Source organism: Paraburkholderia sp. BR10141, assembly GCF_056155635.1.
Map to the genome: position 1 here is coordinate 1 of NZ_JBMIQH010000052.1, position 21,982 is coordinate 21,982.

Sequence of the window (21,982 nt, forward strand, 5' to 3'; positions counted from 1 at the left end):
CATAGACTGCTGCCTCAAGCCCATCCAACGCCATATTCGCGATCACCGGCGAGATAGCCCCGGCAACAACATAGCAAACTCGCGGGTAAGATGGGGCCTTCGCATATCGAGGGAGTGTCTGGCGCCATGGTCCAGAGAATGTCCTGCCAGTAATGCGGTTCTCGTGCTTGAGGCCGTTGCTCCCGCTAACCGGGAGCCCAGTCGATGACACGGGGACGACGCAAACACTGGCGAGTGCGTCTCGCTTTCGAGCCGAACCGCTATTCCAGCGACCACTGGAGAAGGCCTATGACCAGCTCAGTCCGATTGATGCCCGAAGCACGAGGCACGCATCGGATGCAAGGCCAGCAACGGCGAAAGCGATGAAGCGAGGGAAACGATGAGCAACGTTGCCATGGTCGCGCTTTACGCGCGAGTGTCATCCGAGCAGCAAAGCAAACGCGGCACGATAGACAGCCAGATCGCTGCATTGAAAGAACGAATTCGGGCCGACGGGGCGCAGATTGTGGAGGACATGTGCTTCGTCGATGCCGGGGTGAGCGGTGCAACGCTGGTCAGGCCGCAATTGGAGCGCCTGCGCGACGCCGCCGCGCTCGGGACGGTCGATCGGCTGTACATCCTCGCGCCAGACCGCCTGGCGCGCAAATATGCGCACCAAGCTCTGCTGATGGAGGAATTCTCCTCGTGCGGCGTACAGGTCGTGTTTCTCAATCATGCAATTGGCACGACGCCGGAAGAATCACTGCTGCTGCAGATGCAGGGCATGATAGCGGAGTACGAGCGGGCAAAAATCGCAGAGCGTCACCGCCGCGGCAAGCTTCACGGCGCGAAACGCGGTACCGTCAATGTGCTATCAGGGGCGCCTTACGGCTACCGCTATATCCGAAGACAGCTCGACGGGACGCCAGCGCGGTACGTCATCGAACTGCCGCAAGCCGCCACGGTGAAAGCGATCTTCGAGTGGGTCGGGCTGGAGCGCCTGAGCCTCGGAGAAGTGATACGTCGGCTTGGCGAGGCCGGTACCGTGACGGCATCGGGCAAGCCGTACTGGGACCGCAGCGTGGTATGGGGCATCTTGCGTAATCCGGCGTACATGGGGCGGGCTGCGTTTGGCAAAACGCAGGCGTGCGATCATCAGGTGCGCGTGCGTGCCCAGCGTCACAGCGCCGACGTGCCCCGGAAACCGTATTCAGCGAAACGCGCGGACCGGCAGCAGTGGATCGAAATTCCGGTGCCGGCAATCGTCAGCGAAGCACTGTTCGAAATCGTTCAGGAGCAGCTTGCCGAGAACCGCAAGCTGGCACGCCAGCGCCGGGATAATGCGCCGCTTCGCCTGCTGCAGGGGCTCACTGTTTGTGGACAGTGCCGTTACGCCTACTACGCGAAGAAAGTGAGCAAGTCGGCGGCCAAGGGACATCAGCGAGACTATGCCTATTACCGCTGCGTTGGAACCGACGCCTACCGGTTCGGCGGCGAACGTATCTGCGACAACCTGCAGGTACGGACAGACAAGCTCGATGAGCTGGTATGGCATCAGGTTGTGGAATTGCTCAGGCATCCCGATCGACTGAAAGAAGAGTATGAACGTCGACTCGACGTGATGGAGCGTAGCGAAAAGCGCGGCTTCGATACCGGCAGTCTGGAAAAGCAGCGGCTTCAGCTCGAAAAGAGCAAATCGCGACTGATCGACGGCTACTCCGACGGTATCATCGACAAGGCTGACTTCGAGCAAGGATGCAGCAGTTGAAGAGTCGGCTCGAACAGATTGAACAGCAGATCCAGGAATCACGGCGCCACGGCGCGATGCAAAGCGAGCTGTTTCTCGTCATTAACCGGCTTGAGGAGTTTGCAGCCGCCGTCACTGAAAAGCTGGATGCGATTGATCTTGAAACGAAACGCAAGATCGTTCTGGGCCTGGTCAAGCGCGTAGAAATCCACAAGGACGAGATCGTCGTTGTGTTCCGTGTCGATCCGCAACCGCCGGTTCGCGGCAGCGAAAATTCGACCGACTCAGACGCAGGAGAGAAAAGTATGCAACATTGTAGGCGGCGCAATCTCGCCTGTCATCGCGAATATGACGCTAGACGGACTGGAAGCGGTAGTAGATGCAAGCGTGGGACCGACGGAACGCGCACGCTGAAAGTTCAAGATCAACGTCAACCGGTATGCGGACGACTTCGTTGTGACCGGAGTGTCGAAGGAAATTCTGGAACAGAACGTACTCCCTGCAGTCAAGCAATTCCTGGCTGTTCGGGGTCTGGAACTCTCGGAAGAGAAAACCAGAGTCACCCATATTGCCGATGGGTTCGATTTCCTTGGGCAGAATGTCCGCAAGTACGCGGGCAAGCTGCTCATCAAACCGGCCAACAAAAGTGTGAAGGCACTTCTGGAGAAGGTGAGGGAAATCGTGAGGCAGCACCGGAGCGCCACACAGCGGAATCTGATCGTACAGCTCAACCCAGTGATTCGCGGTTGGGCCATGTATCACCGTCATGTGGTCTCAAAAGCTCATTTTACGTCGATAGATGCTCACATCTGGCGCCTCTTGTGGAAATGGGCGATGCGTCGGCACCCCACGAAAGGCGCGGGCTGGGTGAAACACAAATACTTCCACGTAGAGGGGAACCGTACCTGGGCGTTTACTGCCCGGTCCGAAGCCCACGGGGTAACCCGGCTGTTCCGGGCTGCGGCGGTTCCGATTGTTCGTCACGTGAAGGTACGTGGCCAGGCCAATCCGTTTGACCCTGCGTGGTCGTCCTACTTTGCCCGTCGCCGCGCCGCGACTGACGATTGATTGCCCGGTACCAACACTGGTGCTGGTGAATGGCTTGAGCCGGATGCGGGGCGACTTGCACGTCCGGTTCTTAGGGGAGCGCGTGCTGGCAACAGCACGCGCTTACCCGACATCGGCGTGGACGCCGAATCCGGCTTGGTGCACACCGTTATAGGCACAGCGGCCAACGTTCACGATATCACCGCGGCCGAAGCGCTGTTGCACGGCCAGGAAAAGGACGTGTACGCTGACGCCGGATGTCAGGGTATTGAGAAGCGCCGTCAGGCAAACCCGGTACGCTGGCATGTCGCGATGCGATCAGGTAAGCGTCAAAAACTGGACCTGAACAATCGTTTGGACGCGATATTCGATCAGATTGAACGCCGGAAAGGCGGCATCCGCGCCAAGGCCGAACATCCGTTCCGTGTGCTCAGGCAGCAGTTTGACTATACGGAGAGCCGGTACCGGGGTTGCTGAAGAACACCGCGCAGATCACGACGCTGTTTGCACTGGGCAACCTTTGGATGGCGCGCAAGGCTTTACGCAATGCCTGAAACGCCAGGAGATTGAGGCTGCGAGTCTCGGAACACGGAGGTCGTCACGCTGCAAAATCCGGACAACCAATCTGCCAGCAGGCTCTCACGGCCGATACGAGTCCAAATCAGTGCTCTGAAAACGAGTTGTGCAGATGGTATGGACGCCTCCCCCCGGAAACGGGCCGTCGTGGAAGTGACGGACCGGGCGCGGGAGACTTGGCACGCGTCGGTCTGCGTATGCCAAAGTAAGGGTGCTCGTCAACCGCGCGTCAAGGAGAACCGGAAATGAAACCCACCCTCATCGGAATGGACATTGCCAAGCAGGTATTCCAGCTTCATGCACTCGACCCGCAGAGCGGCCAGATCGAAAGACTCAAGCTAAAGCGTGCACAGGTTCTCGAGTTCTTCGCCAGGCGCGCACCTTCGGTTGTTGTGATGGAAGCCTGTGGCAGCGCACACGACTGGGCGAGACGGTTGCAGCAGCTCGGTCATGATGCGAGGCTCATCTCCGCGCGGTCAGTGCGGCCGTTTGTGTTGCGTAACAAGACCGACGCGGCCGATGCCCGAGCCATCTGCACAGCGGCGCAGCAGCCGGATGCGCGCTTTGTTGCTATCAAGAGTGAAGATCAGCAAGCCATCCTGGCGATACATCGGATGCGTGCCCAGCTCATGAAGTTCCGCATCATGCAAACCAACGCGTTGCGCGGCCTGTTATACGAGTTCGGCGAAACACTGCCCGAGAGTTATCGGGCCTTCGCCAAAGCATTCCCTGCCACGCTTGCAGGGGTCGCTGAACGTCTGCCAGGGATCCTGATCGACAGCCTGCGTGAGCAATGGAATCGCGTTCAGGCCACCGACAAGGAAATCACCGTGCTTGAGCGGCGGCTCGCTACCGCCTTTCGTAACAACGGGGACTGCCAGAAGGTCGCCGACATCCCTGGCGTTGGCCTTCTCACTGCCACCGCGACGGTTGCATCTATCGGCGATGCGCGAACGTTCAAATCCGGCCGTGAGTTTGCCGCCTGGCTGGGTCTGGTGCCGAGGCAGACGGGAACGGGTGGACGGGTACGACAGATGGGCCTGAGCAAACGCGGCGACACCTATTTGCGCACACTGCTAATGCACGGCGCCCGCTCGGTCATCATCCAGGGCACACGATCGGCGTGGATCGACGGCCTGCTCAGGCGCAGACCGTTTAATGTCGCCGTTGCTGCTGTCGCCAACAAACTGGCACGAACCATCTGGGCGGTACTTGCCCGAGCGCAGGGCTATCAGGCTTCACCGCCCGCTGCTGCGTAGACTTCACGTCCTGAAACCTTCCTCAAGGAGCGCAAGCAAGTGCTGCATGATGGCTAACAGGTTGGACCGGGGCGAGGAAAACCCGATAGGGAAGATGAACCATTGTGTTCGATTTGCAGATGAGGACCTCGCCAGCTAATTCCATTAGGGCCTGCAGGCGCATACCGACCTGCGAAAACGGGCCGGACATAAGCGTGCTGCCTTTACCTGAAAGCCAAAAATCGCAACACTGTTTGCAATCCGGGAGGCGTCCACATAAGACCTTCCTTAGATACTTGTTCTGGTGGATCTTCACCGAGGCTTCACGCGCGGCGTTGAAGACGTCAATCTGAGGTTCTGGCTCGTATTTCTGCCAGCGTATCCTCAAGAAGCTGCTGTGCTTCCTCGGCTGACTCCACGCCAAACATGACGGCCCCGAACGTGCCGTCGATGTGCATCATAAGCACGTGTGCCTTTGCGGTTTTGCCTTTCTTGAAACGGGTCACGAGTTTCCGGTAACCCTTCAGTGCCGTCCCTGAGGAAAACAGTGCTTCGTCGGGCTGCCAGTTATCGACATGACCACCCCACCAACGGGTATCGGCTTGGTCAATCAGCGCCACCAGCAGGCGGCGATTCAGTCTTGTTTGCTGTGCACTGGAAAATGCGTCTTCCAAAGAAAGTGTCATGTGCGTTTTCGGTCCCTGATCGGATGAAGCGGATGAATGTGCATCCACAGTTTCTCTACTTATGGCGGGTCGAATTGAGCGGCTTGAACGAAAATGCTAGCATGGCAATAGTACAAAGCTGCGACCAGAAACGAAATGTCATACCTCGAACGCGAACGACTGCCACGTGCCTCGACCGGGCGTTGTCACGTTAAGGTATACCAGACGCAAGAGCGCACAGGAGGTAGATTTGCTCAGAAATTGGACGGATCCTGGGTGAGCCCAGTGACCCAGTGAAGCGATGCCACCCGGCAAAGCGTGCGGCGAGCTGTTTGCGGCAGCAACGCGCCGACGGCGGGACGCGAAACGACCCGGTCGCTTCGGCCGTCGCATACACCGTACCCAGCCATCGCCCTGAGCGAAGACGTGGGCGCTGCAACCCGTGCGGAGCAGGGCGCCCGGACTCATTTCAATATCCGGTATCATGCGCGCAGCCAGTAGTATTCGCCCGACGCTATGCCTTCGAACATTTCATCGGTGGACTCCAGGATGTTTTGCCGCCAGTAGCGGCCATGCTCGGCGTAGTGCGATAGCAGGTCGGCTAGCATCGAACCCGACAAGTTCTCTTGGAACGGCAGGCGCACCACCAGCACCATGCCACCCGTATCGGTATCGAGGCCAAGTTGCGCCTGGTCCTGGGCATAGACCAGCAGGTTTGCTTCGAGCATCAGCCGGAATACGACCAGCGTGCGGCCCGTGGTCACCGTGCCATAGTGGAAATTCGCGTACATAGCATCTAGATCGCTGTCGAAGTAATCGAGCCGCACATCGAAGCCCTCGACTTCTATCGAACGCGTTTTCAGCACGAACTCGACATCGGGCAAGCCCACGACACCGCACAGTTCGGTGACAATCTGCGTGTAGCGTTCGCTGCTCACGCCATGATTCCATCAAATGAAGCGACAGGCATGCCCGCATGCGGACGGGTCAGCGCGCAGCGCCAATTTGTTGTTCCTGGAGATGACCAATCACGCGTGCCGCGGCCATGAATCCCCGGTACAGTCGCGCGAGATTGTCGCGGTCCAGTTCCGTGCGTCCCTGCGCCTCGCCAATCTCGCGGGCAGTCGCCTCCAGCGCGCCGCGCAGCCCGTCGATGTCCGCAAGGCCGGGGGTGGCGAGCGACGCACGCAGGCTGTCGAACTGGGCAGCATGCGCTTCGATCTGTTCGTACATGTAAGTCTCCGCAATAAATCGATGAACTTTGGGGCCGCCGCGCGCTCATCCCTGCGGCGCATGGCGCGCAGAAAGACTGGCGGCGGGCAGCGGCGTTGACATGACGCCCTGAGCGGCCTCCCATGTCACGATCTGCGCACTGCTGCTGGCGTCGGCGTGTGCGGCCCGGGCCACTTGCGCGCCCTTCCCGGGCGCCATGCCGGCTATGTGCCTGGCCGCCGCCGGTTCGAGCGGCGCGCCGCCCAGCACAGCATTGTCGGTAGGCGCGGGTGCTCGCGCCGGCGCGCCGCTCGGATTCGCGTAAGCGCCGGCAGGATCGGCATTGACTTCGACTTCGGCTTCGGCATTGGCGTCGCCGGACACGAGGGGAGAACCGCTCGCGGGATCGCTGGATGCAAGCGTTCCAGGCAAGTCCACCGCGAAGATGTGCTTGATGCCATCGGGCGTTTCCGCATATCGCACGTCCTCCGATGAAACCATTTCCGAGTAGCTTGCTACCGCCAATTCCGGACCCGGCCGCGAAACCTGGTCCGCCTGGACCAGCAGCGCCTTGACATTCGAATCGAGATCCGAGCGCACGCGCGCCACGGCGGCATCGAGCTGGGTCTTGTCCGCCACGTGGCCCGAGATCAGGAAGCGGCCATTGCCGGCATAGGAAACTCGCGCACCGGCCACGCCGAGCGAATCCTGGATGCTGCGCACGTCTTCCTGGGCGACGTCGTAATTGCGCACGATGCCGTCCGGCGCAACGCGTGCAAGCAGAGCACGCACGGCGGCGTCGTCGCTAGTGCTTGCGACCATGCCGGTCACCGCCACGCTATTGCCAAGCGGGGCTGCATGCAATCCGGCAAGGTGCGACTCGGCCAGTGCCTGCGATATCCTCAACGTGCGGTCGTTGGCGCTTGGGGGAAACGCTGCGTCGCTGATCTGCATGGTGATCACGAGCGCGCCTGCGGTGATCACGCCGCCAAGCAGCACACAGGCCGCAACCGCCGTTAGCTGACGGCGCCGCCGCCGCTGATGCCTCAGTGAGGCCAGGGGCGATTTCACCGGGCTGGCAAGCAATATGGAAAGCAGGTCCAGGTCAGAAGGCCAGGCCGTGTCTTCGGGGCCGAGACATAGCACAGTATCGTCGAACTGGACCGGCACGAAGTCAATCAGCAGGACCGCGTCGGCTTCGGCATCGCCGGGCAGATCGCGCGAAATGCTAACGACGCCCGTTTCATCGACATCGACATGCGCGTCGGGACCTTGCCAATCGGCGAGGTGTATGTCCGCGTCGTCGTCCGGGCCAACGCGGTGCCGCCCTGGCGTGAGCGGCAACGACCCGCCTGCATGGATACCCGTCAGTATTCGGAGAACTTTCATCGCGTGTCCTGCATTGCGGTTCAGTGGCGGCGGGGGCCGCGGGATGGCTTGCGCGGGCCCGCTGGCCGAGTGCGCGGAGGAGCCTGTCGAGAGTGGCCAGTGTCGAATGTAGCGATTCACGATCGCGCTCACTCAAGGTTATACGAAGCGTGCACAGCGCAGGCGAAGCTTTGCGCCTGTCAGCGGCGCGTGCCTCGTACGCCTGGGCCAGCGCCGCTCGCCGCCGATGCCGATCGCGGCGCATCCACCCGTAGTTCCTCGTGTGTCGTGCGCGTTGCTTGCAAGCCGATGAGCGCTTCCTGCATGCCGATACGGGCAATCGATTTGTCGAGCGAATCGTTCGCCGACGGCCGGTCACCATTGAGCCATATGAGCGGGGCCAGCAAACGAGCGTCGCGAACCCGTTCGCCCCAGGCGCGGGGCGCGTCTCCATCCTGTACCTGACGCGACCAGGGAGCGGCCGTGGCTACGGCAGGCGTACTGCCGGCGTGCACGGCGTTGCCTGCCGTAACTGCGCCCATGGGCGTGGCGGCACGTTGTTTCGTCAGTTCGACGAAGGGTCCGAGTCCCGCGACCGGCTGTGCGCCATTGCGGCGCCTGAACGCAAGCCAGCGCCGGACGTGCTGGATCATGCCGAGATGAAAGGCCGCGGACGGATCGGCCGCGAGCCAGTCGACGATATCAAGCAGGCCGTGGCCCCAGATGCCTCGCATGGCGCTTGAATGCCGGGGATCGTCGCTGGCGGCATCAAAGCAGGCGGCGATGGCAGCGAGTGGCGAGGCGGTGCCGGTCTGCTTTATCGTTTCGCTTGCCGCTCCTGACTGACGCGCATCGCGCCTGTCGTCCGGCTGGCGCTCGCGCTGTTGCTGACTGCCGCCGCCACCGCCGCCAGTTCCGTCACCACTGCTGCCTTGCTGGCCGCCGTCGTGCGGTCGCAAGCTCTTGCGCATCGACCCGCCCGTGGCCTTGACATGCAGCTTCTTGCGGTGCTCCTGCGAGCCCCCTTGGTCCGAGGCGCCTCTGCCTTCGTGCTGAGCATGGCCGCCACGGCCGTCCTGACGCCGTGCCACAGCCGCATCACGCGGATGAAACACGCTGACTTCGGAGCCGCCGCTTTCCTCTGCGCCGCCTGCATACTCGCCATGGCGGCTGCGCCGCATAACCGAGCGCAGCCACCCGAGCCGCAGCAGATTCCGGGTGTTGATAGAGCGGATTTGCCTCGCATGCTCCGAATTGCCGCCATAGGCATAACTGGTGCCGTGATGCAGTGTGGCAAAGCGCATGCCGTTGTGCGTAGCCTGCGAGTGATCGAGGCATTGCGCCTCCGAATGACGTTGCGCTTCGACAGCCGCTGCGGCATCCTGCGATCCGATCGATGTCATCGTTGTCCTCCTGTCAGCGGCGCGCTATTGCGGTAGCACCGCGCTCATCATCTGGTCGGCGAAATGCAGGACCGCGGCGCCCGACAGCGGCGCGGCGATGACAATCGTGACCGTGACCGCGATGAGTTTTACCGCATGCGAAATCGACTGGTCCTGTATTGATGTGATCGCCTGCAGGAACGACACGCCCAGCCCGACCAGTGCGGCCACCACCATTGTCGGCAACGACACGGTCAGGCAAAGCAGCACGCCCTGTATGGTGTACTGGATCAGCGTGTCCATTTGCATGGCGGGTTTCCTATCGATAGCTCATTACGAGCCCGTGGATGAGCGTCGACCAGCCGTCCATCACCACGAACAACAGCAGCTTGAAGGGAATCGCGACGTTGGTCGGCGTGATTTGGTTCAGCCCCATTGCAACCAGCACATTGGCGATGATCAGGTCGACCACGATAAACGCGATATACAGCATGAAGCCGATCTTGAACGCCTCGGTGAGTTCAGTCAGAGTGAAGGCGGGCGCGAGCACGATCAGGTCGTCCTCTTTGAGCGCCTGCGCTTCCTGCTTGGGCCACACCATGTTGGCCGAACGCACGAAAAAGCGCTTCTCGCGTTCCTGCGCGTGCGCCTTGAGAAACGTGCGGAACGGCTCCTTGGTTGCGTCGAAGATCTGGATCATCGCCTGCGAGGATTGCGGCTCGATCGACTGGCCCTGCAACTGCTTGCTGGCGGCGATGCCAATGGGCGCCATGGCATAGATCGACACCAGGATCGCAATACCGTTGAGCACCATGTTGGGTGGTACCTGCTGCACGCCCAGCGCGTTTCGCAGCAGCCCGAGCACCACCACGACCTTGGCGTACGACGTCACGACCATCGCCACGAACGGGATCACGCTGATGACAACGATTGCCAGCAGCAGCCCGGTGATGTCGCTAAACTGAACCATCGGCAGACCTCGGACGCCCCGCGGCGTAGTACGCCATGCGGATGATTCGCACGCCAAGGTGCTCGCCGACCGTCACCAGTTCGCCGTACCCGATCGTGCGCCCATGCACGACGAGACGCAGACGCGCGTCGGCAAACGGCACGGGAAGCTCGACTACGTAGCCGGGCCCAAGGGTGGAAAGCTGTGCAAGCGGCATGGCGACCGTATCGATTTCGAATTGCACGGGCAGTTCCAGCTCGCCAACCCGGATGAGGTCATCGGCTTGATTGACGGCGGCGGCTGCATCGACAAAAGCCGAGTCCAGCTTGTCTGACATGTACGGCTCCTTGGCGAGGATGGGCGTTGGCCCGTCGAATTGCACGGCGGCGCACAGGCGCTTGAGCCCCGGCGTGCCCCATACGGCAACGGCGCGGGGCGCTGGCGCGCCGTGGCCTCGGTCAGCGCCATCCGGCGCGGTTTCGCGCGAGGCGAGGATCTGAGCGTCGAGTCCAGGAAAGAGGGCGCGCAGCAGGACGTCGCCCGGAGACAGTTCCTGAAGGGTGGCGACTGGCAGTGCCTTGACGCCAAGCACAATGCTGCCCGGTAGTAGCAGGTCATCAAAAAACGGAACTGGCGAGATGCGCGCGACACAGGCGTCAAAGACCATGAGCGCGGCGCGCGGCAGCGACAGCAGATGTTCATAGCGTTCTGGCGCGCGGCCGGTGGCGCCTCGCGCGGGGTCCGCCAGCGCATAAGCGAGTTGCACGACTGGTCCGGAAGCGCGGCTTGCAAGGCTCCCGCGCGAGATACCGGCAAGACGTGCATCGACAAAACCAAGGACCATCATGCGCGTCAGCAGTGGCTCGACAAGCAAGCCCGCCACCGCCAGCGTGAGCGCGTCACGCGTGCGCGAGGCGGCTGCGTCCGGTGCGGTGCCGGCCGGAGCGCTCATGCTGCCGCCCAGCGCTATACGCAGCGAGGGATATTGTTCAAGGTCGACCTCGAGCAGCGCTTCTGCCCGCGCGGCGGGATTATCCGCCATGCTGAACGCGAGGCGCAGTACCGCCGGATCGCGTGCTCGCGACCCGGCGCTCGCCTGTTCGCCTGCCGCGAGTACATCAATGGCGATTAGCTGCGCGCCGCCTCTCGCGGCGCAATCCGCAAGCCGAAGATCGCACAGCGACTGTAAGAAGGGCAGCAGTTCACGACTGACAGGCGTGAGCCTGAGCGCGGCAACGGGCATTGCCGGGCCGGCGGCGCGCCGATGCACAAGCGCGGCGTGCACGAGCGGCCTTGGAGGCGAATCATCGTCGGGTTCCGGAACCGAAGCGGCCATTGGCTTCACCCTCGCTTACCAAACGGTGATCTGAATGTCGCGGATGTTGCCCCACCCACTGAGTGTTGCATCGAGTTCCCGTTCAAGCATTGCACTGTGGCCCAAGAGTAATTGCCTGGTCGCGGGATCCGGCGCATCGAACCGAAGCTGCATGACGAAACGCGAAAGCGTGAGGTAGAGCGTGGTGTGCGGAAACAGCGTCTCATCGAGCGGCATGCGCACGTCCCAGTTGCCCGCTGCCGCGATGGCGCTGTCATTGGCGAATCCCGCGATCTCATGTGCGAGTGTCCCGACTATGTCGAGTCCCCGTTGCTGGCTCGCGAACACAGAGGCAACCAGCGCCTCGGAGGCATGCTCTACACGCGGTCCGATGCCGTCGTTGCCGGCGGCATCGGAAGAAGCGGGGGCCAGTGCCATGCTGTCAAGGCGCGTGTTCATCAGGCCAGCGCTCAGCAGGCACGGGCCGTCGCGCGAAGCCGGCGAGCCGCCGTCGCCTGCTCCGCCGCGATGCGCGCCTGCAGGTTGTACGGCATGCGGCTCCTGTCCGACCGGCCGATGCAAACCGGGACCGCCGCGCAACAGGCTCGCGTAATCGAAGTTCGAAAAGCGCTCGGTCTGGTTCCATGTGCCGCCATCATCTGCGTGGTCATCGACGGGAACGACGCGCAGGCGGCGCGAATGGATCGAGGTCATCGCAGCAACTTCAGAGGCCAACGCGGCCGAGCGGCTTGAACTCGACCTGCTCGCCCAATTCCTGGTACGAGTACACCGCGAGCCAGCCGATGCGTGGCTCGATCATGCGCCGCACGTAACGGCGGATATCCATCGACGTGACGAGCGCCACGCCGCTTTGCGGCGTCTCGCCCACAAATGCCTTGATGCGTTCAGTGAGGGTAGCCATGTCCTCGGGCGGCAGCGCAAGGAAATTTCCGGTGGGCGTCTGCTTGATCGACTGCCGGATGTGTTGTTCGACCTGCAGGTCGAACAACACCACTGAAAGGGTCTTGCCGCCCGCGGTCGCACGATGCGCAAGGAAGCGCGATAGGTCGCTGCGCACGTACTCAGTGAGCATCAGCGCGTCTTTTTCCCTCGGGCCCCATACCATCAGGCTTTCCATGATGGTGCGCACGTTGCGGATCGATACGTGTTCCTCCAGCAAGCGGCGCAGCACGTCGGCGATGCGCTGCAGCGGCAAGCCCTTCTGCACTTCGGCGACAAGGCCAGGATAATCGGCGCCGAACTGCTCGAGAATCCACTGCACTTCCTGGATGCCGAGGAAGAGCGGAGCATGCCGGTGCAGCAGCGCCACCGACGCATGTGCGATCACCTGCTCCGCGCGCCATACCGTGGTCTTCGGGGGCACCTGGCGGTCTTCGATCCAGTGCGTGGGAGTGCCGCTGGGTTCGATCGGGTCGCGCGTTTGCGCCTTCGCCATCAGCGCGGCGAGCGCACCAGCGTCCACGGGCACGCTTGCGGGGATCGACAAATGCAGCATGTGCGCAGCCTCGGGCAGCATCACCTTGCCGGGCGGCAGTTCAATGCGCAGTTGCTGGACGTCGTGCATAAGGATCTCGCAGGTGGACGGGGGCAGTGCGGCATGCGTCCACATGGTGATGCCGGGAAAGGGCAGGCCGAGTTCTTCCTGCAGCGCACAGCGTTCGAGATCGAACGACTTGTCAAGTGACGGAATGGTCAGCCGCGCGAGCAGGTCCGGCGCAATGCGCACGCCTAGCGCGCAAGTGAATTGCGGCGCGCGCGTGAGGATTGCAGGCGTCTGCGTCCTGGAGCCCGAGCGTTGCATGGCATTGAGGCCTTCATCCTCCTTGGCCGGACGCTGCGGCGTCTTGCGGTTCAGGCCGAACGCAGAAAACGCCAGCGTGCCCGAGAGCAGCAGGAAAAGCGCGGCGGGAAAACCCGGGACGGCGGCGAACGCAAGCAGCAGCGCCGACGCGAAGTACAGCGCGCGCGCACTGGAACTCAACTGGCGGCCGATTTCGTCGCCCAGCGAAATCGGCTTCGAGCGCCGTTCGTCCGAGACCCTCGTGGTCATCACGCCTGCCGCTACCGAAAGCAGCAGTGAAGGAATCTGCGAGACCATGGCGTCGCCCACCGATAGCACCGAGAAGCGGTTCGCCGCTTCGCCCGCGCTCATGTCGTGGTACGCGACACCCACGGCGATCCCCGCGACCATGTTGATGGTCGTGATGATGAGGCCTGCGATCGCGTCGCCCTTGACGAACTTCATCGCGCCGTCCATGCGGCCGTGCAGCTGGCTTTCGATTGCAAGCGTCGCGCGCTTCATGCGTGCCTGTTCGCCGGTCAGCAGGTTGGCGCGCAAGTCGGCGTCAATACTCATTTGCTTGCCCGGCATGGCGTCGAGCGAAAAACGCGCACCGACTTCCGCCACGCGTTCTGACCCCTTCGATATCACAATGAACTGCACGGTCGTGATGATGCCAAACACCACCAGCCCGACCACCAGGTTGCCGCCTACCACCAGCTCGCCGAAACTGTCGATGATATGGCCAGCCTCAGCGTGCAGAAGGATCGATTTGGTGGAGGCAATGTTCAGCGACAGCCGGTAGAGCGTGGTGAACAGCAACAGTGCCGGAAACGCGGAGAGCGAGAGCACGTTCGGCACGTAAAGCGTGATCATGAGCAGTGTCACGCTGATCGCGATATTGATTGCGAGCAGGATGTCGATCAGTGCGGGTGGCAACGGCAGGATCATCAGCGAGAGGATCGCGACGATCATGGCCGCGATACCGAGTTCTCCCCCGGCGGGCAGTTTGAGCGCTTTCAGCATGGCAGGTCCGTTGAGTCGCCGGAACGGGAAGAGGCGGTTCCGGTGTCGCCGCGCCGCGCGCCGATGGCATTGACCCAGCGAAGTATCGCCGCCACGGTTTCAAACAGTTCCTCGGGAATAGGCTGGTCGACGCCGACCTCGTAGAGCGTGCGCGCGACAGGAGGATTGCCGATGATCGGCACGCCCGCATCACGCGCCGCGCCGCGCAGCCTTGCAGCCTGTTCGTCCACGCCTTTTGCGATCACGCGCGGCAACGGATATTCGTCGGGTGCATAGCGCAGTGCGACTGCATAGTGTGTCGGATTCACGAGCATCACATTAGCCAGCGACACGGGCGCCTGCACCGCCGTCTCCAGGAGAGATCGCACAATCCGCCCGCGTTCGCGCTTGATGCGCGGATCGCCCACGAGCTGCTTGTTTTCTTGCTTGACTTCGTCCTTGCTCATCATCAGCCGCTTGATGAACATCATCGACTGCAGCTTGACGTCTGCGCAGCCTGTGAGAAGCAGGATCGCCGTCGCGATGACCAGCAGGCGCACCATGATGTCCCACATCATCAGCACGAGGCCAGGCAATGGCCGATATAGCGATCCCACGATCAGCGGGAACAGCCACTTGATGGTGACATACATGACTGCCCCCATGAGCGCAGCCTTGATGATCATCTTCGCCATGTCGATCACAGTCTTCACGGAGAAGATACGCTTGAGGCCGGTCATTGGATGGACGGCGGTCAAGTTTGGCGTCACGGGTTTCATCGCGATCTTGAAGCCGACCTGCGCGCCGCAGGCGAGGATCGCCGCGAGCGCTGCCGCGCACACGCAGGGAATGATCACGAGCAGCGCCGCTCCGCCGAGCTTGAACAACTGTGCGTAAAGCTTGGTGTCCGAATGATCGGCATCGACGAAGACGATCGCGAGCGCGATCAAGCCGCGAAACGCGTCGTTGAGATGGCTTGCGCCCGCTGCGAGCAGCAGGACCACCGCTGCCATGCTGACAGCCGACACGAGATCCGCGCTATGGACGGCCTGACCGTCCTTGCGCGCGTCCGCGAGCTTCTTGCGAGTGGGCTTTTGAGTCTTTTCGTCGGTCTGGCTCATGAAACGGCTCGGTGAACGGCGGGAGGATGCCAGGACAGATATGGCCGGCGCGTAGCCGGGATGGGCGGAAAGCGTGCCGACGTTACCGCGCCCTGCCTGCGCCGACCGGTATGCGGGCGAAACGAGCGCGTGCGAGGCGAAGCACGCCGGGCACTTCGGGTGCGCTGCGTTTGCTTCGCGTCGGTGCTGCAAGGCGGTGTATCCGGTTGCTATGGTACTTTCGTACCCGTATAAATTCATCAGGGAGTCAGCGGTCGTGAACGCCAGCAAACCGGAGTACCTGAACTGCAGTGCCGAGATTGTCGGCGGATTGATCGAAACGATCTGTGTGGCGCTGTTCGAAAAGTTTCCGAGACCTTCGGTGGATCGTGAAGACGTCGGCCTCGTGCTCGATGCGCTGCATGTGTTGCGCCCTGATGTCGCCGAAGTCGATGCGCTGGACGGCATCCTGCACATCGTAAATGGCAATTGGGACGATGCGATCCATATCCTTCACCAGGTCGTGGCGCGAGCGCCGGGCTTCCTGTATGCGAAGTCGTTGCTTGCTTTCAGCCTTGCCGCAAAGGGTGACCCGCATTGGCGCCAGTGCGCGGGCGAAGTGATCGAGAGTGACGCGGCGGGCGGAGACGCCGACAAGCTGGTGCGCGCGCTGATTGCCCGGGACGACCTGATGGCCGCGCACCGGGCCGGTCAATTGAACGGCAAGTTTGTCATTCCCGATTCGGTTGCGGCGATGATCGAGATGGCGCGAGCACCAGCGGACGCACGAGGCACGCCGAATAGCGCAGGCAGCGGCCCGCAGACAGGCGCGGCGGCCGAAAGCGTGCCATACCAGGGCTTTATCGGCGCGTGAAAGCGAGACGCCGAGCATCGTCTGGTGCAGGTTTGAAGATTTTCACGTGAACGCGGCGCCAACGCCATGGCAATCTGTCAGGAGACACCCATGAGTATCAGTCTTGAAGCCCTGCAAATGCGGGCCGCACTCGATTCGCTCGCGCAGGGCGGGAGCAAGGAGGGAACGACGCCGGCGGAGCTGGCCAGCCGCTTCGAGTCGATGATGCAGGGTGCGCATCTTGAAGCGCCGGCCGCGAACACGCCCAGCGGCATGCAGACCGCCGCGAAGGTCCTGGCCACCCAGGACGCCGAACTGCAGCGCATTCCTGTTGACGCCCAGGCGTTCGTCCAGGCGGTACCAACTATGTCGATGCAGCAACTATCGGCGAGCGCCACTACGCTGATGCTGGATATGTCGGCCGAGCAGCTTGATCTGCAGGCGAAGATGGGCGTGGTCCAGTCGACCAGGTCGGCAATCGAGACACTGATGAAGAACCAGTAATTCCGCACCGGGCTTGCAACGGCTGGTTGGATCGTCACTCAGAAAAACGCAGGGAATGCACATGGTGGAACAAAGCAGGCTGCGCCCCGTAAGCAGATGGCTGTTGTGCGCGCTTGCGCTCTGCATGCTTCTCGGCGGCTGCAAGACGGCGTTGTACGACAAGTTGGCCGAGCAGGATGCCAACGAGATGCTCGTAGCGCTGCTGGAGCGTGGCGTGGATGCGGGCAAGGAGACGTCAGACAGCGGCAAGACCTGGTCGCTGAAAGTGGATGACAGCCAGCTGATGCAGGCCATGCAGGTGTTGCGCGCGGCTGGCTTGCCGCACAGCCGTTACGACAACCTCGGCGAGTTGTTCAAGAAGGACGGCCTGGTGTCCACGCCCACCGAGGAGCGCGTGCGGTTCATCTATGGCATGTCGCAGGAGCTCTCGTCGACGTTATCGAAAATGGACGGTGTGCTGGTCGCACGCGTACAGATCGTGCTTCCGAACAACGATCCGCTCGCGCAAATCATCAAGCCGTCGTCGGCGGCGGTGTTCATCAAATACCGGCCGGACGCGGATGTCGGCGCGCTGGTACCGCAGATCAAGACACTGGTCATGCATAGCGTGGAAGGCCTGAATTACGACGAAGTCAGCGTAACCGCGGTGGCAGCCGACCCGGTCGACGTGGCCCGCATAAAAAGCGCTTCCGGCACGTCGGCATGGGTGATTGCGGCTATCGTGGGCGGCTGTCTCGTGGTTGCGCTCGCGTTGCTGGTGGTGGCGCGGCGCAGCGTGCAGTCGGGCAGCGAGCCCGGGATGGATGCAGTGAAGGGCGCGGGCGGCAGTCTGGTCGGGCGCGTCCGCCGGATTCTGGGACGCGTGCCTGCGCGTGCGCCGCGTTCGCAAACCGACTGCAAACCAGGAGTGACGCGACCATGAGCGCGCGGCTCGACCAACCTTTCATACGAGCGGCGGCAGCGCTGCGCAGTTATCGCGCCAACGCTGGCGAAGCCGCGCGCTGGATGCATCCATCCTGGACACTGTTCCTGCTCGCGCTTGACGCGGCGCAGCTCGCCGACTGGAACCGCGCGCTTGCACAGTCGTCGCCTGCTGCCGTGGAGCGTGTATCGCTTGCTTTGTGCGCAGGCGCGGGCGTGGTCGCGCCGTCTATCCCAACGCTCTCGCAGCCGGCCTTGCGTCCCCGGCCGCAAGGCGCGAGCCCCAATCCCTCGCTGATCGACGTGGTTCCTGCCGTCACCGGACAGCAGGTGCTGCGCATGCGCGCGCTCTCGTTCCGGCGCACGGAAGTGCGCCGTCTGATCGACCGGCGCTCGCGTGAACAACTCTCCGCGTGGGCTGGGTGCTCAGTCGATTCGCTATGCCACGACGCGCATCTTGCCGAGGCGCCGGATCTTGCACGTCTTGGCATGCGGGCGCCGATCATGCCGCTGGGCGAACTGGACGCAGATGCACTTTCGCTCGAAGGCCTGATGCTGATGCAGCGCGACCTCGAAATGCAGGCGTCCCCCTGTCCGCTGCTGGGCCTGGCGTTGCCCCGCATGCTGCATCCGCCCGCATGGATTGCGGGCATGCCGCGCGAGATCGATTCACCTGGTACCGCGCGGCTATTCGCGCGGCTGCCGGAACTGCTACCGGAGTGGGCATGGCTATTTGGTTGAGAAACACTCGTCAATTGCAGAACGGCGCCGCTGATGATCCGGGCAGCACGCGCGTGGGTGCTCCCGCGGAAATCATGGGCGCAGCGGAATTCGGCGCGCTGGTCGCGCTCGACGAAGGCTTCCGGGTGCTGCACAGCGAACGCGAGGCAGTGCTGGCTGCGGCGCGAGAGGAAGCAGCAAGGCTTGTCGATGCGGGCCGTGCGGAGGCGGCCGGGTTGATCGAACAGGCGCGCCGCGAGCGCGAGACGGCATCGGCGGAAGGTTATCGCGAAGGCGAGGAGCGCGCGCTCGCAGACTGGTTCGAGCGCACCGCGCAAGAAGGCGACGCACATGCGCGGTTGCTCGGACGCATGCGCGAGTGCCTGGCAGCCGTGGTGTCGGTTGCTGTCGAAAAGGTGGTGAGGGTCGAACAGCGCGGCCTGTTGTTTGAACGCGCTCTTTCGGAAGTCGACCGCATTGCAGGCGGCGCGACTTATCTGAACATCGCCGTGCATCCTAACGACCACGATGACGCCTGCATCGCTTTCGACCGGCTGGCCATGCGTTGGCGGGAAATAGGGCAGGCGTTTCCGCTGTCCATCGTGGCGGACCGGCGGCTTGCGCCGGGCAGTTGCATCGCAGAATCGGATTTCGGCACGGTCGACGCCAGTCTCGAAACGCAGCTGCGTGCAATGCGCAGTGCCGTGTCGCGGGCGCTCAAGCGCGCCGCCCTGGACGCGGAGCGACACAGCTCCGGCTCGCCGGAAGAGGGGGGTGCGCCGAGCGACCAGACCAGCGAGGTGCACAGCACATGAACCAGCCCCGGCTCGAAGCGGATTTCAGCTTTTTCACCGACGAAATCGAGCGTGAGCTGCTCGAGGCGTCGAGCATCGTGCGAACAGGCAAGGTGGTCGAGGTGGTCGGCACGCTGATCAAGGTAGCGGGGCTTGACGTATCGCTCGGTGAGTTATGCGAGCTGCGCAACCTCGCTGATGGGCCGGTGCAGCACGCGGAAGTTGTCGGCTTCACGCGCGACCTCGCGCTGCTCTCTCCATTCTCGCGGCTTTCCGGTATTTCGCGCTCGACCCAGGTGTTCGGCCTCGGCCGGCCGCTGGAAGTCGGCGTAGGCGACGCGCTGCTCGGCCGTGTGATCGACAGCCTGGGCGTGCCGCTCGATGGCGGTCCGCCGATCGAAACCAGCGCCACGCGCCCCGTGTTCGGTACGCCGCCGCCTGCCATGGGCCGCCGCCCGATTACGCAACCTCTTGCCACCGGCGTGCGCCTGGTGGATGGCCTGATGACGCTGGCGGAGGGCCAGCGCGTAGGCATCTTCGCATCGGCGGGCGTGGGCAAGAGCACCTTGCTTGGCATGTTCGCGCGTGGCGCCGAGTGCGATATCAACGTGATCGCGCTGATTGGCGAACGCGGACGTGAAGTCCGCGAATTCGTCGAGGAGATTCTGGGAGCGGACGGCATGACCCGCTCCGTGGTCGTGTGCTCGACCTCGGACCGGTCTTCCATGGAGCGCATGAAGGCTGCGTATGTTGCAACTGCAGTTGCCGAATATTTTCGTGACCGGGGCCAGCGGGTCCTGTTGATGATGGACTCGCTTACCCGATTTGCTCGCGCGGGCCGCGAGATCGGCCTGACCGCCGGCGAGCTGCCCGCACGGCGCGGTTTCCCCCCTTCTATCTTCAATGAATTGCCGCGCCTGCTGGAACGCGCGGGGATGGGCGCGGGAGAGCATTCAGGCTCGATCACGGCGCTTTACACCGTACTTGCCGACGACGAGAGCGGGACCGATCCGGTGGCCGAGGAAGTACGCGGCATTCTCGACGGCCATATGATCCTCTCGCGTGAGATCGCGATGAAGAACCGTTATCCCGCCATCGACGTGCTAGGCAGTCTCTCGCGGGTGATGCCGCGCGTGGTGCCCGCACACACGCTGCAGGCGGCCGGCCGCGTGCGCGAAATGCTGGCTAAGTATCGCGAGGTCGAGATGCTGCTGCAGATCGGCGAATACCAGGCGGGCAACGATCCTGTCGCCGATGAAGCGATTGGCAAGCGCGCCGCGCTGGAAGCTTTTCTCACGCAAGGCACCGATGAATTCACACCGCTTGAGCGCACCCGCGCCAGCCTCGCCGAACTCGGCGGACCAGCGCTATGAGCGATCGCCGCATCGTGGCGCTCGAACTTTCCGCGCGTCGTCGCCAGCGCCTGGACGACGTGTTGCGTGGCACGCTCCAGCAGCAGCGCGAGGGACAGGCGCAGCAAGTCGCGCTGTGTGTCGCATGCCAGCGTCAGGCCGACAGCAGCGCCGCGGCGCTGCTCGAACGCAACGAACGCCTGGATGCGCTCATGGGTGAAACCCGGGCGTTTTCTGTCGAAGCGCTCAATGAAGCGCGGCGTTACCTAGAGCGCGTCGCCGAGCTCCATCACATGAACCTGTCCGCTCTCGAACGGCAGCAGGCAGAACTGGTGCAATGCGACGCCGCGATTGCCCGGACTCGCCAGCAGATCGCGGGCAACCGCATGCGTATCGATCTGGCCAAGGACCGCGCGAGTCGCATACAGCGCGAGATCGACAACACGGCAAGCGATGCCGCTGACGACGAGGCGCAGGAGAATGCCGTTGGCCGCATGCTGCGCGCGCGTAGCGTGGCCGCGTGAATTCAATTGCAGCGCTGCCGCCATTCGTCGAACTGATCGACGGCTATCTGCTCCTGACAGGGCTGTGTGCGCTGCGCCTGTTTGTCACCTTCTACATCTTTCCGCCAACTGGCGACACCGTGCTGCAAGGCCTTGTCCGGACCGCACTTGTCTTACTGTTCAGCGCTTACGTTGCGTATGGCCAGCCGCGCGATTTCATTGGCACGCTGCATGGCGCGCTGCTGGTCGAAGTGGGAATGCGCGAAACGCTGATCGGCCTGGTGATCGGCTTCGCTGCGTCCGTGGTGTTCTGGGTCGCGGAAGGCGCAGGCACTTATATTGATGGCCTGAACGGTTACAACAACGTGCAGATCAGCAACCCCACGCGGCCCGAAACATGCACTCCAACCGCCGCGCTGCTCGGCCACATGGCGATCACCGCGTTCTGGGCGTTCGGCGGCATGACCTTTCTCCTCGGAGTGGTGTACGAGTCGTACAACTGGTGGCCGGTTTCGGCAGCGTCGCCCAACGTCCCGAACATCGTTGAAGCGTTCACCATGCGCGAAACCGACACGCTCATGCAACTGGTCGCCAAACTCGCCGCGCCAATGATGCTGATCCTGCTGCTGATCGATTTCGCCTTCGCCTTCGCAGTCAAATCGGCGGCTAAGTTCGACCTGATGACCTTGAGCCAGCCCGTCAAGGGAACGATGACCGTGCTGATGCTGGCGCTCTTCGTTGGCCTCTTCGTGGATGAGGTCAAGGACCAACTCATCCTGCGGGATTTCTCGGTCAGAATGCGGGCGCTTTCGCAGAAGGTAGGTGCCGGAAAACCTGACGCCGTGTCGGGCGCGCAGCCGCCTGCCGTGACAAATCCGGTAACGAAAACTCAATACTCCTCAAATTGTCATAGGAAGTCAGATTTATTGAAAGTCTCGATTTAACTCACCG

Annotated in this window: 23 protein-coding genes and 1 pseudogene; 12 read left to right on the plus strand and 12 right to left on the minus strand. The window is 62.7% G+C overall.

Annotation, left to right across the window (positions count from 1 at the left end):
• Window positions 1–379 precede the first annotated feature (379 nt).
• The gene (locus ACOJB8_RS37915; RefSeq protein WP_475017245.1) at window positions 380–1,747 is read left to right on the plus strand and encodes a recombinase family protein; all 1,368 of its coding nucleotides are present in this window, start codon (window positions 380–382) and stop codon (window positions 1,745–1,747) included.
• A gap of 38 nt (window positions 1,748–1,785) precedes the next feature.
• Here the strand turns inward: ACOJB8_RS37915 and ACOJB8_RS37920 are convergent, their stop codons facing one another.
• On the minus strand, window positions 1,786–1,977 hold the full coding sequence (locus ACOJB8_RS37920; RefSeq protein ID WP_342924798.1) for a hypothetical protein: 192 nt from the start codon (window positions 1,975–1,977) through the stop codon (window positions 1,786–1,788).
• Between the two features lie 172 nt (window positions 1,978–2,149).
• Here ACOJB8_RS37920 and ACOJB8_RS37925 point away from each other — a divergent pair, with 172 nt between their 5' ends.
• The 3 genes and pseudogenes from ACOJB8_RS37925 to ACOJB8_RS37935 all read left to right on the plus strand — a co-directional run bounded on the left by ACOJB8_RS37925 (window position 2,150) and on the right by ACOJB8_RS37935 (window position 4,608).
• The gene (locus ACOJB8_RS37925; protein ID WP_475017279.1) at window positions 2,150–2,794 is read left to right on the plus strand and encodes a group II intron maturase-specific domain-containing protein; all 645 of its coding nucleotides are present in this window, start codon (window positions 2,150–2,152) and stop codon (window positions 2,792–2,794) included.
• Window positions 2,795–2,905: 111 nt separating this feature from the next.
• Window positions 2,906–3,327 (plus strand): annotated as a pseudogene (locus ACOJB8_RS37930) (transposase); the annotation flags it as partial.
• 267 nt (window positions 3,328–3,594) lie between these two features.
• Window positions 3,595–4,608 (plus strand): IS110 family RNA-guided transposase, encoded by a 1,014-nt coding sequence (locus ACOJB8_RS37935; protein ID WP_368662062.1) that lies wholly within the window; start codon window positions 3,595–3,597, stop codon window positions 4,606–4,608.
• Between the two features lie 323 nt (window positions 4,609–4,931).
• On the opposite strand, the gene ACOJB8_RS37940 is transcribed toward ACOJB8_RS37935, so the two are convergent.
• From ACOJB8_RS37940 to sctU, 11 genes are all read right to left on the minus strand, one after another.
• The gene (locus ACOJB8_RS37940; protein WP_368692841.1) at window positions 4,932–5,273 is read right to left on the minus strand and encodes a hypothetical protein; all 342 of its coding nucleotides are present in this window, start codon (window positions 5,271–5,273) and stop codon (window positions 4,932–4,934) included.
• 461 nt (window positions 5,274–5,734) lie between these two features.
• The gene (locus tag ACOJB8_RS37945) at window positions 5,735–6,190 is read right to left on the minus strand and encodes a CesT family type III secretion system chaperone (protein ID WP_475017248.1); all 456 of its coding nucleotides are present in this window, start codon (window positions 6,188–6,190) and stop codon (window positions 5,735–5,737) included.
• A gap of 49 nt (window positions 6,191–6,239) precedes the next feature.
• Complete coding sequence (locus tag ACOJB8_RS37950) at window positions 6,240–6,485, minus strand: type III secretion protein (protein ID WP_368692843.1); 246 nt, start codon at window positions 6,483–6,485, stop codon at window positions 6,240–6,242.
• A gap of 45 nt (window positions 6,486–6,530) precedes the next feature.
• A complete protein-coding gene (locus ACOJB8_RS37955; RefSeq protein ID WP_475017251.1) occupies window positions 6,531–7,853 on the minus strand; it encodes a type III secretion protein in 1,323 nt (440 codons plus the stop codon).
• 179 nt (window positions 7,854–8,032) lie between these two features.
• Window positions 8,033–9,235: a hypothetical protein gene (locus ACOJB8_RS37960; protein WP_475017252.1), complete on the minus strand. Its 1,203-nt coding sequence runs from the start codon at window positions 9,233–9,235 to the stop codon at window positions 8,033–8,035.
• Between the two features lie 24 nt (window positions 9,236–9,259).
• The gene (gene sctS, locus ACOJB8_RS37965; RefSeq protein ID WP_342924805.1) at window positions 9,260–9,523 is read right to left on the minus strand and encodes a type III secretion system export apparatus subunit SctS; all 264 of its coding nucleotides are present in this window, start codon (window positions 9,521–9,523) and stop codon (window positions 9,260–9,262) included.
• A gap of 10 nt (window positions 9,524–9,533) precedes the next feature.
• Window positions 9,534–10,184, minus strand: coding sequence for a type III secretion system export apparatus subunit SctR (gene sctR, locus ACOJB8_RS37970; RefSeq protein ID WP_368692846.1), 651 nt, complete (start codon window positions 10,182–10,184; stop codon window positions 9,534–9,536).
• On the minus strand, window positions 10,171–11,499 hold the full coding sequence (sctQ, locus tag ACOJB8_RS37975) for a type III secretion system cytoplasmic ring protein SctQ (protein ID WP_475017254.1): 1,329 nt from the start codon (window positions 11,497–11,499) through the stop codon (window positions 10,171–10,173). The genes sctR and sctQ overlap by 14 nt, the downstream gene beginning before the upstream one ends.
• A 15-nt stretch (window positions 11,500–11,514) precedes the next feature.
• On the minus strand, window positions 11,515–12,192 hold the full coding sequence (sctP, locus tag ACOJB8_RS37980) for a type III secretion system protein SctP (RefSeq protein ID WP_475017256.1): 678 nt from the start codon (window positions 12,190–12,192) through the stop codon (window positions 11,515–11,517).
• Between the two features lie 10 nt (window positions 12,193–12,202).
• Window positions 12,203–14,305, minus strand: coding sequence for a type III secretion system export apparatus subunit SctV (gene sctV / locus ACOJB8_RS37985; protein ID WP_475017258.1), 2,103 nt, complete (start codon window positions 14,303–14,305; stop codon window positions 12,203–12,205).
• Entirely contained in the window at window positions 14,299–15,405 is a 1,107-nt protein-coding gene (gene sctU, locus ACOJB8_RS37990; protein WP_475017260.1) for a type III secretion system export apparatus subunit SctU, read from the minus strand. Before sctU ends, sctV begins: the two co-directional genes overlap by 7 nt.
• A 256-nt stretch (window positions 15,406–15,661) precedes the next feature.
• Between sctU and ACOJB8_RS37995 the strand changes: the two genes are divergently transcribed.
• From ACOJB8_RS37995 to sctT, 8 genes are all read left to right on the plus strand, one after another.
• Complete coding sequence (locus ACOJB8_RS37995) at window positions 15,662–16,258, plus strand: HrpB1 family type III secretion system apparatus protein (protein ID WP_475017262.1); 597 nt, start codon at window positions 15,662–15,664, stop codon at window positions 16,256–16,258.
• A 90-nt stretch (window positions 16,259–16,348) separates the two neighbouring features.
• Complete coding sequence (locus tag ACOJB8_RS38000; RefSeq protein WP_475017264.1) at window positions 16,349–16,741, plus strand: type III secretion protein HrpB2; 393 nt, start codon at window positions 16,349–16,351, stop codon at window positions 16,739–16,741.
• A 61-nt stretch (window positions 16,742–16,802) separates the two neighbouring features.
• A complete protein-coding gene (sctJ, locus tag ACOJB8_RS38005) occupies window positions 16,803–17,663 on the plus strand; it encodes a type III secretion system inner membrane ring lipoprotein SctJ (RefSeq protein ID WP_475017265.1) in 861 nt (286 codons plus the stop codon).
• Window positions 17,660–18,403, plus strand: coding sequence for a type III secretion protein HrpB4 (locus tag ACOJB8_RS38010; RefSeq protein ID WP_368692854.1), 744 nt, complete (start codon window positions 17,660–17,662; stop codon window positions 18,401–18,403). The genes sctJ and ACOJB8_RS38010 overlap by 4 nt, the downstream gene beginning before the upstream one ends.
• Window positions 18,388–19,197, plus strand: a complete 810-nt coding sequence (gene sctL / locus ACOJB8_RS38015) for a type III secretion system stator protein SctL (RefSeq protein ID WP_475017280.1) — start codon at window positions 18,388–18,390, stop codon at window positions 19,195–19,197. The genes ACOJB8_RS38010 and sctL overlap by 16 nt, the downstream gene beginning before the upstream one ends.
• Window positions 19,194–20,549 carry a type III secretion system ATPase SctN gene (sctN, locus tag ACOJB8_RS38020; RefSeq protein WP_475017268.1) on the plus strand — a complete coding sequence of 452 codons (1,356 nt, stop codon included), beginning with the start codon at window positions 19,194–19,196 and terminating at the stop codon, window positions 20,547–20,549. The genes sctL and sctN overlap by 4 nt, the downstream gene beginning before the upstream one ends.
• On the plus strand, window positions 20,546–21,052 hold the full coding sequence (locus ACOJB8_RS38025) for a hypothetical protein (protein WP_475017269.1): 507 nt from the start codon (window positions 20,546–20,548) through the stop codon (window positions 21,050–21,052). The genes sctN and ACOJB8_RS38025 overlap by 4 nt, the downstream gene beginning before the upstream one ends.
• Window positions 21,049–21,975 carry a type III secretion system export apparatus subunit SctT gene (gene sctT / locus ACOJB8_RS38030; RefSeq protein ID WP_475017271.1) on the plus strand — a complete coding sequence of 309 codons (927 nt, stop codon included), beginning with the start codon at window positions 21,049–21,051 and terminating at the stop codon, window positions 21,973–21,975. The genes ACOJB8_RS38025 and sctT overlap by 4 nt, the downstream gene beginning before the upstream one ends.
• Window positions 21,976–21,982 lie beyond the last annotated feature (7 nt).

Coding starts and splice junctions, on each gene's coding strand:
- ACOJB8_RS37950 (WP_368692843.1), bottom strand. CDS start 6,485: ATGTACGAACAGATCGAAGCGCATGCTGCCCAGTTCGACAGCCTGCGT.
- sctN (WP_475017268.1), top strand. CDS start 19,194: ATGAACCAGCCCCGGCTCGAAGCGGATTTCAGCTTTTTCACCGACGAA.
- sctS (WP_342924805.1), bottom strand. CDS start 9,523: ATGCAAATGGACACGCTGATCCAGTACACCATACAGGGCGTGCTGCTT.
- sctV (WP_475017258.1), bottom strand. CDS start 14,305: ATGCTGAAAGCGCTCAAACTGCCCGCCGGGGGAGAACTCGGTATCGCG.
- ACOJB8_RS37935 (WP_368662062.1), top strand. CDS start 3,595: ATGAAACCCACCCTCATCGGAATGGACATTGCCAAGCAGGTATTCCAG.
- ACOJB8_RS38025 (WP_475017269.1), top strand. CDS start 20,546: ATGAGCGATCGCCGCATCGTGGCGCTCGAACTTTCCGCGCGTCGTCGC.
- ACOJB8_RS37955 (WP_475017251.1), bottom strand. CDS start 7,853: ATGAAAGTTCTCCGAATACTGACGGGTATCCATGCAGGCGGGTCGTTG.
- sctL (WP_475017280.1), top strand. CDS start 18,388: ATGGCTATTTGGTTGAGAAACACTCGTCAATTGCAGAACGGCGCCGCT.
- sctR (WP_368692846.1), bottom strand. CDS start 10,184: ATGGTTCAGTTTAGCGACATCACCGGGCTGCTGCTGGCAATCGTTGTC.
- sctU (WP_475017260.1), bottom strand. CDS start 15,405: ATGAGCCAGACCGACGAAAAGACTCAAAAGCCCACTCGCAAGAAGCTC.
- ACOJB8_RS37940 (WP_368692841.1), bottom strand. CDS start 5,273: ATGACACTTTCTTTGGAAGACGCATTTTCCAGTGCACAGCAAACAAGA.
- ACOJB8_RS37915 (WP_475017245.1), top strand. CDS start 380: ATGAGCAACGTTGCCATGGTCGCGCTTTACGCGCGAGTGTCATCCGAG.
- ACOJB8_RS38000 (WP_475017264.1), top strand. CDS start 16,349: ATGAGTATCAGTCTTGAAGCCCTGCAAATGCGGGCCGCACTCGATTCG.
- sctQ (WP_475017254.1), bottom strand. CDS start 11,499: ATGGCCGCTTCGGTTCCGGAACCCGACGATGATTCGCCTCCAAGGCCG.
- ACOJB8_RS37960 (WP_475017252.1), bottom strand. CDS start 9,235: ATGACATCGATCGGATCGCAGGATGCCGCAGCGGCTGTCGAAGCGCAA.
- sctJ (WP_475017265.1), top strand. CDS start 16,803: ATGGTGGAACAAAGCAGGCTGCGCCCCGTAAGCAGATGGCTGTTGTGC.
- sctP (WP_475017256.1), bottom strand. CDS start 12,192: ATGACCTCGATCCATTCGCGCCGCCTGCGCGTCGTTCCCGTCGATGAC.
- ACOJB8_RS38010 (WP_368692854.1), top strand. CDS start 17,660: ATGAGCGCGCGGCTCGACCAACCTTTCATACGAGCGGCGGCAGCGCTG.